Here is a 16780-nt window from a genome sequence, read left to right as displayed (position 1 = left end):
ATAGGACGGATGACAACGGATCATATTTTCTTTTTCCCGGATTACCAATAGATAAAACAAAAAAGATCCGTTGTCATCTGCTTGATCTGTTTTATCCGTGTGCCATAGAAACACAAAGCTATTTAGCTCATTTCCGGTAAGCTTTGAACTACTGATTCGCATTAATCACTACTCATCAATATCTCCGATACTAAAGTTTTCGGGATGTTTGCCTTTGAAGTCTTTGAAGTAGAGCTTTATTTCGCGCATATCTTTTTCAATGTCTCCTGTAGGCATGATAGCTTTGGTGGATGAAATGGTCTTAGTAGTATAATCTATTCCTACGAGCACGATAGGGACTTGTGCTTTCAGTGCGATATAGTAGAATCCTTTCTTCCAGTTTGGATTTCGTTTACGTGTGCCTTCGGGTGTGATGGCAAGATGAAATTTCTTACTTTCGGCAAATTTGTGTGCCATCTGATCTACTAATGATGTTTTACGACTACGGTCTACCGGAATACCTCCCACTGCTTTAAAAATGATGCCTAAGGGGAAGAAGAACCAGTCTTTTTTCATCATGAAGCTTGTTTTACGCCCCCAGGCGCCATAGAAAAGTTTACCTATGAAGAGGTCTAAATTTGTAGTATGGGGAGCGGCGCAAACTACGCATTTGTCGTAGTTTGGCACCGTTACATTCATTTTCCAACCCAACAAGCGAAAGTAAATAAAGCTGTAAATTGCTTTTTTCATTCTTAGTTTAATTTCGCGATGGCATCAATAATTTCGTTTACTTTAGCGTTGAAGTCACTACGGAATTTCTTGTAGAATCCTTTTACATTGCCCGGCTCTGTATGGCTGATGCGGCTGATGAACTCATCCTGCATCTTAAGGATTTCGGTCATAAGTTGGTCTGCTTTGGCCTTATCAGTACCAGGAACAAACATGCTATTGATCAAACACTCTGAGAATAATTCTCCTGAAATATAATTTACGGTTTTCTTGAGTTCTCTTCTACTTGCCATAATCTATCTTCTTTTAATGTGAATATTGAATATATCAGCGGTAAAGATAAATACTTTCTTCGGCTTAGGCAAATAAATAATACAATACTGTATGGATATGAATCTATTTACGATTAGACGATTTACGATGTACGATTGAAGTTACTCTTTTAAAAGCCGGTTTCAGCCCTGTCAGAGACAGGGTAATTCCAATCGTACATCGCCTAATCGTAAATAGATTAAGTTTTGAGCTTAATAGCTTCTGTCGTTACCATCTATTTATTTCTTCGGTGCTGATAAAGTTCTATCTCGTAGAGTAACGTAGGAAGCCTCGGTGTGTAATATTGTTTTAGATGTACATGTAAAGCAGTACGACATGTGCATGTGGTGCAGTACGACATGTACATGTGGTACAGTGAAACATGTACATGTAAAACAAGGCTGCTCACGGGGAAAAGGAACGTTCCTTTCTGAGAAAGACAAAGTACAACACCGGGCAACGGTGTGCTTTCCGCATGGGGAGGTACATCAGACGATGGTTGATTGAAATGTGGATAGACGCGAATTCTCGCAAAGAAAAGAGAGGATTCACCACAGAATGCAGAGGATTTTATTCTTTTTATGCCAAGTCGATAATTTCTCTGTGTCCTCCGTGTCCTCTGTGGTGAACTGATTCAGGTTTGGTCAAAAGTAGAATCCCAGATTCACATAGAACCCTGCCTTCTTACTTTGATTAGAGTATCCCAATGAAGCTTCGAGGGGGCCGAACATACTGTCTATTCCGTAACTTAAACTGAATCCGTAGATACATTTATCTTCCAAGATGTCGAAGAAGTTATTATTGGTTAGTGCTACATTACCTGTCAGGCTGATGTAGTGTTTGGTCCATAAGCGTTGACGTAGTTTTAAACCGCCTACTACTACGGAGTTTTTCATTATTTCGATATTATCAATTCCGGCAAAAGGCATTTGTTGTGAAATGAACCGTCCGAAGTAGTTACCACCCAATGCGTTGGTATACGGGTAGGGGATATCTCTACCTATAAGCACTCTTCCATATATAGCGGGAAGCAAGGCAAAACGATTGGTTAATTGGAAAGCTTCCACCCATGAAGCGTTGAGTGCTGAAAATGGGGCATGTCCTTTATACTTTGCCATGTTATCTGTATAAAGTGAATATCCGGCTTTAAAATCTGCACCTTGGTTGGGGAAATATCCTTTATTGAATGTATTATAATGCACCTGCGCAAAGTAACTGAAGAAATGTTCCGGTTTTATTTTCAGATTATACTCCGGGCTGGTATACAAAAAATCTTTGTATTTGAAATATTCGAATCGTGCTCCGACAGCAAAACGCAGGTTCTTATACCATACGTCCGAGAAGCTGAATTCTCCCGAATGGTACTTATAAGTGGTATTATAAGCACGGTCACCATGATTGTAGATATTGATATCATTATATTCGAAGAGGTAGCCGAAATTGAAGTTCCTCATCTGCATCGGTTCCAGGGTATAATCTACGCGGGCAGCATATCGTTTCCCCAAACGTCCGGTTACAGATACTTTAGACGGGATATGTGTCTTTAAGTTTAGGGTCGCATTCAGCAGCATAGAAGCAATTTCTTCAGAGTCGAAACGAATGCCCAGGTTGATTTTCCGTTCATACTTTTCTTCTAACAAAAAGTCTAACTTGTCTCCCTCCGGTGTACTGGTAAGTTTATAGCTGACATTGGAATATGCCTGACTTCCCCGTAATACGGAAAGTGCTTTTTCCAATTGAGCTACACTGATTTCGCTATCTTCTTTCAATTTACATTTCCGCATCATCCATTTTTTATCTACATCTTCAATACCGGAAAAATTGATCTCTTTTACAAAGAACTTTCTGGAAGAAGATAAGGAAGTATAAGGCCCATGAGGAGTTGGTTTATAATCTGCCGGGATACCTATTTTCTTTTTTAGCTTCAACAGTTCGCTCCATTTCTCCTGTGCTGCTTCTTCCCCTCGGTTGGTGAGCGTATCCAGTGCATTGGGAGTAAAGCTGGCAGCAGAATATCCTTTTACATTTACTTTTATATAAACATCTGTAGCTGCTACGTTTTGTTCATAATTTTTTTGTGTAGTAAGATCGATAATCTGCAACAAAATATCAGGAGCCGTATTCAGCTCATTAGCTGTTCTCAGCTTATCCTGTACATCTACTCCGATGATAACTTCGGCTCCCATTGCTTTGGCTACATTCACCGGATAGTTGTTTTTCATGCCACCGTCTACTAATACCATACTGTCTATTCGCACAGGGGTAAACACACCGGGAATAGCCATACTTGCACGCATCGCTGTGGCAAGTACGCCATTATGGAATACTATTTCGTCACCATTCACAACGTTTTCCGAAACACAGGCGAAAGGGATGGGCATTTTATTAAAATCAATTGAGTCATGATACCCCACAGTGAGGTCAGAGAACAGGTTAGCGAGGTTTTGCCCTTTGATAACTCCTCCCGATGCCTGTTCTTTGAAACCTTTTCCGGTCAGAGGGAGAGAGAGTACATACGTTTCCGACTTTTCCCGTTCGGACATGGTCTGTTGGCTTCGTTTGATCCGGTCACTGAGAAGGAAGGTCCAGTCTTGCTTTTTCACCATGCTGTCAAGTTGCTCCGGTGTGTAGCCGATAGAATATAAACCTCCGATAATAGAGCCCATACTGGTACCTACGATATAATCGATGGGAATACCTGCTTCTTCGATCACTTTTAATGCTCCAATGTGTGCGACACCTTTTGCACCGCCACCGCTGAGCACTACGCCTACTTTTTTACGTTGCTGTGCCGAAGTAGGTAAAGCCAAAAAAAAGCAGGCCAGGAGAACTAATGTTAAAGATAAATGTTTTTTCATTAAGATGGTTTTGTTACGTGTAACATATAAAATACAAATGTAAGTGATAAATTGTTTTGCTTTAGGCAGATTTCTCTACTTTTGTGGTCCAAAAGTCGGAATTGTGGATAAATTCTACAGTTTACAGTAAAATTCCACAGATGTCCAATTAGTGTATATACAGTATAAACAGCTTGTTTATAGTAGATAAATGAAGTTTTTGCAGTTTTGGTACGAAACTTGTACGACAAGAGACTAAGAACAAACATAAGTTAAATTAACTAATTCAACCGATTATGAGATTATTTCTCTCAAAGAAAGAATTAAAATTAAAGAAAAGGAGAACCATTGCTACTGTTGTTTGCATTGTTCTGATATTGGGTATTTACTGGTTATTAACGCGTCCGCATAAGGCTGAACCGGAAATACCTACAGTGATAGTGGAGGCTGCAGTAAAAGATGATGTAGAAATTTATGGTGAGTATGTAGGCCGTATTCGTGCCCAGCAATTTGTTGAAGTGCGTGCCCGTGTAGAAGGTTATCTGGAACAGATGCTTTTCGCAGAGGGTACCTATGTGAATAAAAACCAGGTACTTTTTGTTATTAACCAGGAGCAATACCGGGCAAAAGCAGATAAAGCACGTGCACAGCTGAAAAAAGATGAGGCACAGGCACTGAAAGCTCAACGTGACTTTGAACGTATCAAACCGCTTTATGCTCAGAATGCTGCCAGCCAGTTGGATCTTGATAATGCTGAAGCTGCTTATGAAAGTGCAGTAGCTACGGTTGCCATGAGTGAAGCCGATCTGGTACAAGCAGAGATGGAATTGGGATATACATTAGTTCGCTCTCCGCTTTCGGGACATATCAGCGAACGAAACGTCGACCTCGGGACATTGGTTGGACCGGGTGCGAAGTCTTTGCTGGCTACCATCGTAAAGAGTGATACGGTGCTGGTCGATTTTAATATGACTGCACTGGATTATCTGAAAAGTAAAGAACGGAATATTAATATCGGGCAGCAGGATTCCAGTCGTTCCTGGCAACCCAACATTTCTATTACACTGGCCGATAATACGGTCTATCCATACAAAGGTTACGTGGATTTTGCCGAACCACAAGTGGATCCTCAGACGGGGACGTTCTCTGTCCGGGCCGAGATGCCCAACCCGAAGCAGGTGTTGTTACCCGGACAGTTCACAAAAGTGAAATTATTGCTCGATGTTAGAGAAGGTGCTGTTGTGGTGCCTCTCAAGGCTGTAACAATCGAGAAAGGTGGGGCTTATATTTACGTGATGCGTAAAGACTCAACAGTAGAGAAACGTTTCATTGAATTAGGACCTGAATTTGGTAATAAAGTAGTTGTGGAACGCGGACTTGCACAGGGAGAAATGATTGTTGTTGAAGGATTCCACAAACTCAATCCGGGAATGAAAGTCCGGGTAGTAGAAGCCGATAAGGCTGAAGAGGTGGATAACGCTATAAAGGAGTAAATAATGAAAGTCAGTTTTTTTATAGATCGTCCGGTTTTCTCGGCGGTCATATCCATTGTAATTATAATAATCGGAGTCATAGGGTTGACTATGCTTCCGGTGGATCAGTATCCGCAGATAACTCCGCCGGTGGTTAAAATCAGTGCATCCTATCCGGGAGCCAGTGCACTTACCGTTTCGCAGGCGGTGGCTACTCCGATTGAACAAGAGATTAACGGTACTCCCGGTATGCTTTACATGGAGTCTAACAGTTCCAACTCCGGAGGTTTTTCGGCTACAGTCACTTTTGATGTATCTGCCGATCCTGATTTGGCTGCCGTTGAGATTCAGAACCGTGTGAAACTTGCCGAATCCCGCTTGCCTGCCGAAGTAATTCAAAATGGTATTTCCGTAGAGAAGCAGGCACCAAGTCAGTTGATGACACTCTGTCTGACTTCTTCGGATCCGAAGTTTGACGAAATCTATTTGAGTAACTTTGCCACGATCAACGTGCTCGACGTGCTTCGTCGTATTCCGGGTGTGGGACGTGTATCGAATATTGGTAGCCGGTATTATGCTATGCAGATATGGGCAGAACCCGATAAACTGGCAAACTTCGGTTTGACCGTGCAGGACTTGCAGAATGCTCTGAAGGATCAGAACCGTGAGTCGGCTGCCGGTGTACTTGGCCAGCAACCGGTAAAAGGGCTCGATGTTACTATTCCTATTACTACACAGGGACGTCTTTCCACCGTAAGTCAGTTTGAAGATATTGTGGTGCGTGCCAATGCAAACGGATCTATTATCCGTTTGAAAGATGTGGCACGTGTGTCACTTGAGGCTTCTTCTTATAATACGGAGAGTGGTATCAACGGAGAGAATGCTGCCGTACTCGGTATTTATATGCTTCCTGGTGCTAACGCTATCGAAGTGGCCGACAACGTGAAACAGGCCATGGAAGAAATCAGTAAAAACTTTCCTGAGGGGTTGAGCTACGAAATCCCGTTTGATATGACTACCTATATTTCGGAGTCGATTCATGAAGTGTACAAAACATTGTTTGAAGCACTTGTACTGGTGGTATTAGTGGTATTTCTCTCTTTGCAGAGCTGGCGTGCCACACTGATTCCAATTGTGGCTGTACCTATCTCGCTGATTGGTACGTTTGGATTTATGTTGATCTTTGGCTTCTCACTGAATATCCTTACATTGTTAGGGTTGATTCTTGCCATTGGTATCGTGGTAGATGATGCTATTGTGGTGGTGGAGAGCGTAGAACATATCATGGAGACAGAAAAGTTGAGTGCCTACGAGGCCACTAAGAAGGCAATGGAGGGACTGACGAGTGCTCTGATTGCGACCTCGCTGGTGCTCTGCGCCGTATTTGTTCCTGTTAGTTTCCTTAGTGGCATTACCGGGCAGCTTTACCGTCAGTTTACCATTACCATTGCTGTGTCTGTACTGATATCTACAGTAGTGGCTCTGACGCTGAGTCCTGTCATGTGTTCTTTGATTCTGAAACCGGACAATGGCAAAAAGAAGAACATCGTATTTCGTAAAATTAATGAGTGGCTGAATATTGGAAATAATAAATATGTAGCAGTTATCACTCGTGTCATTAAGCATCCGCGTCGTGTATTAAGTGCTTTCGGCATGGTATTGATAGCGATTCTTTTATTACATCGTATCATTCCTACCAGTTTCCTTCCGGTAGAAGACCAGGGGTATTTTAAGATAGAGCTTGAACTGCCCGAAGGTTCTACACTGGAACGTACACGTAAAGTGACTGAGCGCGCTATCTCTTTCCTTGATAAGAATCCGTACATTGCATATGTACAGAATGTGACTGGAAGTAGCCCTCGTGTCGGTAGTAACCAGGCACGTAGTGAGTTGACTGTTATCCTGAAACCGTGGGAGGAACGTAAAGAAACCACTATAAACAAAATTATGGCCGAGGTACAAGAACACCTCAAAGAGTATCCCGAGAGTAAAGTGTATCTCTCTACACCGCCGGTTATCCCGGGTTTAGGTAGTTCGGGAGGTTTTGAGATGCAGCTGGAAGCCCGTGGAGAGGCAACTTTTGATAATCTGGTTCAGGCGGCGGATACATTGATGTACTATGCTTCAAAAAGTAAAGAACTTGCCGGCTTGTCTTCTTCGTTACAGTCAGAGATACCACAATTGTATTTCGATGTAGACCGTGATAAGGTGAAGATGTTAGGTGTTCCGCTGGCGGACGTGTTTTCTACCATGAAGGCCTATACAGGTTCTGTATATGTAAATGACTTCAACATGTTCAACCGTATATATAAGGTGTATATTCAGGCAGAGGCTCCTTATCGTGAGCATAAAGATAATATCAACCTCTTCTTTGTTAAAGCATCCAATGGTGCTATGGTACCGCTTACCTCTTTGGGGAATGCTTCATACACTACAGGACCCGGTAGTATCAAACGTTTCAATATGTTTACTACGGCAGTGATACGCGGAGAAGCTGCACAGGGATATAGTTCCGGACAAGCCATGGAGATTATGGAGCAGATAGCCCGTGATCATTTGCCTGATAATATCGGGCTGGAATGGAGTGGACTTTCCTATCAGGAGAAGAAGGCCGGTGGACAGACAGGGTTGGTGATGGCGTTGGTATTCCTCTTTGTGTTCCTGTTTCTGGCTGCACAATATGAAAGCTGGACCTTGCCGGTTGCCGTACTGTTATCCTTGCCGATTGCTGCGTTAGGTGCTTACCTGGGGGTATGGATCTGCGGATTGGAAAATGATGTATATTTTCAGATAGGATTGGTAATGTTGGTAGGGTTGGCAGCTAAGAATGCTATCCTTATTGTGGAGTTTGCCAAAGTACAGGTAGACGATGGCGAAGATATTGTTACAGCGGCTATCAATGCTGCCCGTCTGCGTTTTCGTCCTATTTTGATGACGTCTCTGGCTTTTGTGCTTGGTATGCTCCCGATGGTATTGGCAAGCGGACCGGGTTCTGCCAGTCGGCAGGCTATTGGTACGGGTGTATTCTTCGGAATGATTTTTGCTATTGTTCTGGGCATTATTCTTGTACCGTTCTTCTTTGTTATGGTGTATAAGTTGGTAGTTAGAAGTAAGTAGTTGGCAGTTGGAATCTATGCAGCGTGGGAGTATCTGCAAAGATTCCAACTACCAAATTCTAACTACCAAATTCTAAATTCTAACTACTAACTACTAAATTCTAACTACGATATGAAGAGAAATTTTTTATATATTATTTTATTACTGGCTGTAGTCTCTTTTTCCTCTTGTAAGATTGGAAAAAGTTACACCCGCCCTGACCTTCACTTGCCTGACAGCCTTGCTCGCAATCAGGATACACTTAGTTTTGGTGATATGGACTGGTGGGAGATTTATACCGATTCTACACTTCGCGGGTTGATATCAAAATCGCTGGAGTACAATAAAGATCTTTTAATTGCTGCTGCCCGCGTAAAAGAGATGGCTGCACAAAAAAGAATCTCAACTGCTGCCCTTCTTCCCGACATAAAAGGAACGGTGACCGGTGAACGTGAGTTTGAGAATCATGGTGGCGATGCTTTCAAACGCAGTGATACCTTTGAGGCTCAGGTACTTTTTTCGTGGGAGCTTGACCTTTGGGGAAACCTGCGTTGGGCACGTTCGGCAAGTATTGCCGACTATTTACAATCCATAGAGGCACAACGTGCTTTGCGTATGACTATTGTAGCCGAAGTGGCACAGGCTTACTATGAACTTGTAGCTCTTGATACGGAGCTTGAGATTGTCCGGCAGACTCTGAAAGCCCGTGAAGAAGGGATGCGTCTGGCACGTATTCGTTTTGAAGGTGGGTTGACATCCGAGACTTCCTATCGCCAGTCTCAGGTGGAGCTTGCCCGTACGGCAACACTTGTGCCCGATCTCGAACGTAAGATCAGTCTCAAAGAGAATGATATTGCCTTTCTTGCCGGAGAGTATCCTAATAAAATAGCTCGTAGTGGCTTGTTGCAGGAATTCAATTTTCCGAATGCGTTGCCTGTTGGCTTACCCTCTGCCTTGCTCGAACGTCGTCCGGATATTCGTCAGGCAGAGCAGAAACTGATTGCTGCCAACGCCAAAGTGGGGGTAGCGTATACGAATATGTTTCCGCGTATCTCTCTTACAGGTAGGGCCGGAGCCGAAAGTACAGTCCTTTCTGATCTGCTGAAATCTCCTTATGGTATTATGGAAGGTGCTTTGCTAACTCCCATTCTGGGCTGGGGAAAGAATCGCGCAGCGTTGAAAGCTAAGAAGGCTGCCTATGAAGCGGAAGTACACAACTATGAGAAAACGGTGTTGACGGCATTTAAAGAGACACAAAATGCAATTGTTAACTTCAACAAGATAAAAGAGGTATATGATCTTCGTGCTCATTTGGAACGTTCTTCCAAGAGCTATGTAGACTTGGCGCAACTTCAATATATTAACGGAGTTATCAATTATCTGGATGTACTCGATGCGCAACGTGGTTATTTTGATGCTCAGATAGGCTTGAGCAATGCTATTCGTGATGAGTTAATCGCAGTAGTACAAGTGTATAAAGCTCTTGGCGGAGGTTGGCAAATAAGGGAAGAAGGTAAATAAATTAAGAGGCTGTTTCAGTTTTATTCAAACCCGTACAGATATGAAACTCACCACAGAGTAATACAGAGTACTATTTATCTGATGAAACGCAGATTAACACAGATAGATTAAAAGACTGTATTTCTTTATCATCTATTTGTTTCCCTTTGCGAAAATCTGCGTTCATCTGCGTTTCAATAAAGATCTAAACTCTGTGTTACTCTGTGGTGAAATATATCCAAACCCATACAGATTTGAATATACTTGTTTAGCTACCATCGCTGGTCGAACCTCCCCGTGCGGGAAGCACTTTTACCGTTTCTCCCTCCTTTGTATCAATCGTGAATCGGCTGCCGCCTATAACTTCTTCGTCTTTCCCATTACGTACGATCCGGACTTTTTTCCCTTTCCAGGGATTATCTATCACACAGGTACGTCCTTTCTCGCTTTTAATCTCCACCATTTCCACTGTTCCGTTTTTCAGGCTACTACTCACGAGAAAAGCACCGTATGCCCGCAGATCTTTGAAAGAAGCGTCCTGTGTCATTATCCAATTAGGGAAAATACGGATCACTCCTTCGTAGCTCTGCATCAGCATTTCGTTGATAGTCAAAGGCACAGCAGCAAGTGTCTCTATGCCTCCACCTCCTTGGGTTATCCACAGGTTAGGATGAACACTGAAGCTGATACGTCTTTTAAGATGTTGCAGTAGCTTTTCTGCGTCATAGCCTACACGTACTGCACCCGGATAACAGGTTTCTATTCCATTGTTGCTTGTGTTTCCCCAGTCGTCGGGATTCCATTGCCTATCTGTCCAATGATTGACGTCTTCCAACAGGATAGCATTGAATACAGAGTCGGTTACCGGACCGGCTACTCCTCCTGGCAGGATAAGCCCATGAATAGAAACCCGGTTTAATCCCGACGGACGAACTACCGAATTTTGTGGTCCGCGTTCCATGCTTTTCAGGCTCATTCTTCCTTCGGCATTCTTTCCTACAGGATAGTCGCTCAGTCTGGTCAGTATTTCATTCCATTTTTCTCGTCGTTTTTCATCCGTTTGGAGGAAGATGCTCATGTCCGTTACTCCTTTGAATAGCATCTTCACTAACCCCAGCGAGAGAGTTGAGTTGAAATCGCCCAGCCTGTTTCGCCATACGCCTTTATTGCGTTTGTTGGGCATCACTTCGTTGAAGTGATCCATTTTTATCACATAACGTCCGTTCTCCATTACCAGATAATCTTCCCAAAAGTCTGCGCAGGCTATAATATAAGGATATACTTTCTTTGCATACGCTTCGTCGTAGGTACTGTAGTGCCTCATCAGCATATTGCCTACACTGAATACTGCATTTATTTTTTGTCCCAGGAACTTATACCCGTTGTCAATCGTGTTTTCGCGGGTAGCATATTTTTGCATCATTTCGTCCGGAGTAAGAGGCCACATAGAGGTACAGAGTCCTTTCGGACCGATACCAACCGGATAATAAATGCCTTTGCAGTTCAATAGCTCGCGGGCGTGCTGGCGTCCCATGTCCATATAATCCAGCAATGGCTGGTCAAAATTCTTTGTGAGGTCGATGTGATTGGAAGAAAATGCTGCCCAATAGGGAGCCTGATAATTATAATTCAGGTGATAGTCACCTCCCCATGCAGCCTCATCGCGTGTAACAAATGTGCCCCAAATGCCGGGAGCAAACTTATCGCCACGTGAAGAGCAAGCCAGCAGATACTGGGACATGTAATAGTAACGCTCCAATTCTTCGTCACCGATGGCGACAGAGGATTCATTCCAGAAGTTATTCCACCATTGTTGATGTTCTTTTTTTAGGTCTTTCAATAAAGCGGGAGTCAACTTTCTGGCTTCACTGAGTGCCCGGTCTTTCCATTGGGGTGTGTCGTGATTGGTATATGCTGTGACGGTAATCCATCTTTTTTCTCCGGGTTGCAACAATATCCTGTCAGAATGGGGGAGGGGACTTCCGGGAGTGTTCATAGCCAGTATTACGTGTGTAGGCCAGCGTAGCAACGGAGTGTTCTCAAATGAACGGCTCACCCAGTGTATATCTTCTTTGCCTTGTGCAGTGACGGAGGTGTTGCCCTGGGCCGCCCATAGGTTGAGATTGATTTCAATGGGTTCGTTGGCTGTCAGTTCTATGACGACGTGATTGTGTGTTGCTACTACCCATGCCGATAATTCAACCTGTAAATCTTCTTTGGTGAAGCGGCCTTTGATTTCGGCGCTTCCCGGTAGTTGCTCTGCATAGTAGCCGGCTCCTTGCAGGCTTTTGGAAGAGATACTCAGCCCTCCCGGCAGAGCAATGCCACCCGGATAAACAGGATATGCACGCCAGAAATCGTTCTTGCCGATATAAAAGCACAGACTATCCGGTGTTCCGCCCATAGTGATACCTATATCTCCGTTTCCTGCCAAGGGAGCATCGGGTGTTTTGATTGTAGGTACTTCCTGCGGGATGGAAGTAAATACAGATTTGTAGCGGTTCATAGGCGGCTCTTGTTCTGAACGGGCGGAGTTGCTGCACGAAGCCAGACAGAGAACCCCTAACAGAATACCTTTACTAAAGTGATCATACATGTTTTTCATGGTTTCTTTTCCTGATTAAAAATGCATAAATGATGTGTGCAAATGTAGTTCAAATCTTTTGTCTCACTTTGCAGTATTATCTCAATGGCTTATACTAATACCTCAAAAAAAGCCATTTTATTGCCTTTTCCATTTTTCGTAGTTGATAGACGGAAGTCTCTCTAACCGAAAGGTATGCTAACATTATTTACGTATGCTCTTTCATATTTCAGAAAAAAACACGAAATTTGCATCGCTTTTGATTTTTTAGTATCGAACTTACTAACACCTTTAAATAAAAATAAAGAAAATGACTAAAAGTGCATTGCAAATCGCAAGGGCTGCGTATCAGCCCAAACTTCCGAAAGCGCTGAAAGGAGCTGTTAAAGCCGTAGAAGGCGCTGCTACTCAATCGGTAGCCGATCAGGAAGCTATCAAGAAATTATTCCCCAATACGTACGGTATGCCATTGATTAAGTTTGAAGCCGGAGAAGCTGTTAAACTGCCTGCTATGAATGTAGGTGTTATCCTTTCCGGTGGACAGGCTCCGGGCGGACACAATGTAATTTCCGGTCTGTTTGACGGTATCAAAGCTCTCAATGCTGATAGCAAATTGTATGGTTTCATTTTGGGCCCTGGCGGTCTGGTTGACCATAATTATATGGAGCTCACTTCTGATATCATCGATGAGTATCGTAACACAGGAGGTTTTGATATTATCGGTTCCGGCCGTACGAAACTGGAAAAGGAAGAGCAGTTTGACAAAGGTCTTGAAATTCTGAAAGAACTGGGCATCAAAGCACTTGTCATTATTGGTGGTGATGATTCTAACACAAACGCTTGTGTGCTGGCCGAATATTATGCAGCAAAGAACACTGGTGTACAGGTAATCGGTTGTCCGAAGACTATCGACGGTGACCTGAAGAACGAAATGATTGAAACTTCTTTCGGTTTTGATACAGCTTGTAAGGTTTACTCAGAAGTGATTGGAAACATCCAACGCGACTGTAACTCTGCCCGCAAATATTGGCACTTTATCAAACTGATGGGGCGTTCGGCTTCTCACATTGCGCTGGAATGTGCTTTGCAGGTTCAGCCTAACGTATGTATCATTTCTGAAGAAGTAGAAACGAAAGATATGTCTCTGGACGATGTAGTAACCTACATTGCACAGGTGGTTGCCGATCGTGCTGCACAGGGCAATAACTTCGGTACTGTACTTATCCCCGAAGGTCTTGTTGAGTTCATTCCGGCTATGAAACGCCTGATTGCTGAGCTGAACGACTTCTTGGCTTCTAATGCAGAAGAGTTCTCTCATATTAAGAAATCTCACCAACGTGATTACATTATCAGCAAGCTCTCTCCGGTGAATGCTGCTATCTATGCAAGTCTTCCCGAAGGTGTTGCACGCCAGCTTACTCTGGATCGTGACCCGCACGGAAATGTACAGGTATCGCTGATTGAGACAGAGAAATTGTTGTCGGAAATGGTTGCTACCAAACTGGCTACCTGGAAGGCAGAAGGCAAATATGTAGGAAAGTTTGCTGCACAGCACCACTTCTTCGGTTATGAAGGCCGTTGCGCTGCTCCGTCAAACTACGATGCTGACTACTGCTACTCACTGGGCTATACAGCTTCTATGCTGATTGCCAATGGTAAGACTGGTTATATGTCATCTGTACGCAACACTACTGCTCCTGCCGAAGAATGGATTGCAGGTGGTGTACCTATCACAATGATGATGAATATGGAACGTCGTCATGGCGAAATGAAACCGGTTATCCAGAAAGCTCTTGTGAAACTGGATGGTGCTCCTTTCAAAACATTTGCCGCTATGCGCGACCAGTGGGCTATGACTACGGATTATGTATATCCGGGTCCTATCCAGTACTTTGGTCCTACTGAAGTCTGTGATCAGCCTACCAAGACTTTGCAGCTTGAACAAGCTAAATAAGAAGTTAGAAACTGATAGTTAGTAGTTGGAATCTATACAGCAGTATTAGCATGCTGTATAGATTCTGGCTGCTAAATTCTAAGTTAGTAACACGATACTGGTATGCTACATAGATTTCAGTTATTAGATTTTAGCTACTAAATTCTAAGTTAGTAGTAAATACTAATACTCTGCATAGGTCCTAACTACTGACTACTGACTTCTAACTACTGATATGACTACTTCCCGCAAACCTATACCTCGCAAAACCTCTACTGCTGCTTCGCGTCGTACCTCTATGGATGCTGTCGCTTCGCGTAGTACCCGTCGTCGTACTCCCTCAAAAACAAAAAAAGCAGCCCGTACTGTAATGCCCTCCTGGTTGCGCAATGTACTTGCTATCTTTATTATTGCTATCTTTTCCGGGGCATTTTATTATTTCTTTATACGTCCTTATGCTTATCGTTGGAAACCTTGTTACGGTCTGAAAGCGTATGGTATTTGTGTGCCTTGTTGTTATGATGTACATGGCATTGATATCTCCCATTATCAGGGTGATATAGATTGGCTTGAACTGATGCAGAGCCGTCTGACCGATTATCCTATTGAGTTTGTTTTTATGAAAGCTACCGAAGGCGGAGATCATGGTGATGATACTTTTGCCCGTAATTTCTCGGAAGCGGGAAAGCATGGATTTATTCGCGGAGCTTATCATTTCTTCTCTCCGAAGACTGATCCGCTAAAGCAGGCCGATTTCTTTATTCGTACCGTGAAACTTGCTCCGGGTGATCTTCCTCCGGTGCTGGATGTGGAGGTAACCGGGAAAAAGACAAAGAAGGAATTACAGCAAAATATAAAGCGCTGGCTCGACAGGGTGGAGGCGCACTATGGTGTGAAACCGATCCTTTATACTTCTTACAAATTTAAAACCCGCTATCTGGATGATTCAATTTTCAATACATATCCTTACTGGATTGCTCACTATTATGTGGATTCTGTGAAGTATGAAGGTAAATGGCACTTTTGGCAGCATTCTGATGTTGGCACTGTGCCTGGGATTGATGAAGATGTGGACTTGAATGTATTTAACGGTTCGCTGGAAGAGCTGAAGAGGATGACGATAAAATAATGTGCCAATGTCTAATATGCCAATGTGCCAATTTATAATGTGTTAATATGCAATTAAATAATGTGCCAATTAGCTTTGTGCAAATACTGCGCAGCTAATTGGCACATTGGCATATTAGCACATTAGCACATTATTAATCTGACAGCTGCCCAACGGTTCTTTTCTTTATGATGAACAAAGCTCAGTCCGTTTCGTTCTGCCTCTTCGCGGATCACGGGGATGTCATCTACATAAAAGCCACTCATATATAGTTCCGAACCCGGATGCATGCAGGCGACATATTGCTTCATATCATTCAGCAGAATATTGCGGTTGATATTGGCAATGACTATATCGAACGGCCCTTTACCCGCCAATGCAGCAGCATCGCCCTGTTCTACGGTGATGTCCGTTACCTGGTTTAGTTCAATGTTTTCAATGGAGTTGCGTACGCACCATTCGTCGATGTCAATAGCAGTGCAGGGAGCAGCGCCACGCATGCGGGCAAGGATAGCAAGTATGGAAGTTCCGCACCCCATATCGAGCAATGATTTACCTTGCAGTTCGCTATCCAGTAATTCACCAATAATAAGGCTGGTGGTTTCATGATGTCCTGTGCCGAATGCCATTTGTGGGTTGATTACAATATCGTATTCCGCTTTGGGCACATCTGTATGGAATGTACTGTGAATCACGCAACGGTCTCCGATTACTATTGGCTGGAAGAAGTTCTTTTCCCATTCCTCGTTCCAGTTCTTATCCTCTGCCTCTACATAGCTGTAAGTGATTTGCGTATCGGGCAAAGGAAAATCAGCAAGCGCATTTTTTATTGTTTCTTCATCGCAAAGGCTTTGCTGGATATAAGCTGATAATCCTCCTTCGCACTCTACAAAACTTTCAAATCCTGCCTCACCCAGGACAGCGGCCAGTACATCGTTGACTGTTTCGGTACAAGGGTTGGTGTTAAAAGTGAATTCAAAGTACTTCATATGTATTCTGTTTTTATTTGCAAAGGTAATTAAAATACCAATTGCCTGGTATAATATCCGAAAAAGCCCGGGCAACTGCACTAAAATTTCCTTATATCCGTATAATAATGAATTTATTTACGATTAGACGATTTACGATGTACGATTGGGATTACTTTGTCTCTAACAGCACTGAAACAGGCTTTTAAAAGAGTAACTTCAATCGTATATCGTCTAATCGTAAATAAATTCATGTCCATAC

At 43.2% G+C, this 16780-nt stretch carries 10 protein-coding genes; 5 read left to right on the top strand and 5 right to left on the bottom strand.

Translation table 11 applies throughout. The features are described 5' to 3' along the window. Positions 1-168: 168 nt before the first annotated feature. The 3 genes from ACESQI_RS06530 to ACESQI_RS06520 form a co-directional block, all read right to left on the bottom strand. A complete protein-coding gene (locus ACESQI_RS06530; protein WP_002561714.1) occupies positions 169-729 on the bottom strand; it encodes a 1-acyl-sn-glycerol-3-phosphate acyltransferase in 561 nt (186 codons plus the stop codon). 2 nt (positions 730-731) lie between these two features. Beyond that, the gene (locus ACESQI_RS06525) at positions 732-1001 is read right to left on the bottom strand and encodes a hypothetical protein (RefSeq protein ID WP_007484959.1); all 270 of its coding nucleotides are present in this window, start codon (positions 999-1001) and stop codon (positions 732-734) included. A 663-nt stretch (positions 1002-1664) separates the two neighbouring features. Then, a complete protein-coding gene (locus tag ACESQI_RS06520) occupies positions 1665-3878 on the bottom strand; it encodes a patatin-like phospholipase family protein (RefSeq protein WP_002561711.1) in 2214 nt (737 codons plus the stop codon). Between the two features lie 275 nt (positions 3879-4153). On the opposite strand from ACESQI_RS06520, the gene ACESQI_RS06515 reads away from it, so the two are divergent. The 3 genes from ACESQI_RS06515 (at position 4154) to ACESQI_RS06505 (ending at position 9946) form a co-directional block, all read left to right on the top strand. Beyond that, the gene (locus ACESQI_RS06515) at positions 4154-5350 is read left to right on the top strand and encodes an efflux RND transporter periplasmic adaptor subunit (protein WP_373125581.1); all 1197 of its coding nucleotides are present in this window, start codon (positions 4154-4156) and stop codon (positions 5348-5350) included. A gap of 3 nt (positions 5351-5353) precedes the next feature. Continuing rightward, positions 5354-8446, top strand: a complete 3093-nt coding sequence (locus tag ACESQI_RS06510) for an efflux RND transporter permease subunit (RefSeq protein WP_007484964.1) — start codon at positions 5354-5356, stop codon at positions 8444-8446. 111 nt (positions 8447-8557) lie between these two features. Continuing rightward, positions 8558-9946, top strand: a complete 1389-nt coding sequence (locus tag ACESQI_RS06505; RefSeq protein WP_002561705.1) for an efflux transporter outer membrane subunit — start codon at positions 8558-8560, stop codon at positions 9944-9946. 247 nt (positions 9947-10193) lie between these two features. Here ACESQI_RS06505 and ACESQI_RS06500 read toward each other — a convergent pair whose 3' ends face one another. Further along, positions 10194-12530 (bottom strand): trehalose hydrolase, encoded by a 2337-nt coding sequence (locus ACESQI_RS06500; RefSeq protein WP_234130522.1) that lies wholly within the window; start codon positions 12528-12530, stop codon positions 10194-10196. Between the two features lie 289 nt (positions 12531-12819). Here ACESQI_RS06500 and ACESQI_RS06495 point away from each other — a divergent pair, with 289 nt between their 5' ends. Both ACESQI_RS06495 and ACESQI_RS06490 read left to right on the top strand, forming a co-directional pair. Further along, positions 12820-14463 (top strand): diphosphate--fructose-6-phosphate 1-phosphotransferase, encoded by a 1644-nt coding sequence (locus tag ACESQI_RS06495; protein WP_195349533.1) that lies wholly within the window; start codon positions 12820-12822, stop codon positions 14461-14463. A 277-nt stretch (positions 14464-14740) separates the two neighbouring features. Further along, entirely contained in the window at positions 14741-15571 is an 831-nt protein-coding gene (locus ACESQI_RS06490) for a glycoside hydrolase family 25 protein (protein ID WP_373125595.1), read from the top strand. A 122-nt stretch (positions 15572-15693) separates the two neighbouring features. On the opposite strand, the gene prmA is transcribed toward ACESQI_RS06490, so the two are convergent. Continuing rightward, complete coding sequence (gene prmA, locus ACESQI_RS06485; RefSeq protein ID WP_373125580.1) at positions 15694-16539, bottom strand: 50S ribosomal protein L11 methyltransferase; 846 nt, start codon at positions 16537-16539, stop codon at positions 15694-15696. Between the last annotated feature and the right edge of the window lie 241 nt (positions 16540-16780).

This window comes from Bacteroides sp. HPS0048 (assembly GCF_964240755.1).
GTDB classification, from domain to species: domain Bacteria; phylum Bacteroidota; class Bacteroidia; order Bacteroidales; family Bacteroidaceae; genus Bacteroides; species Bacteroides nordii.
This window is presented reverse-complemented; position numbering and strand designations above follow the sequence as displayed.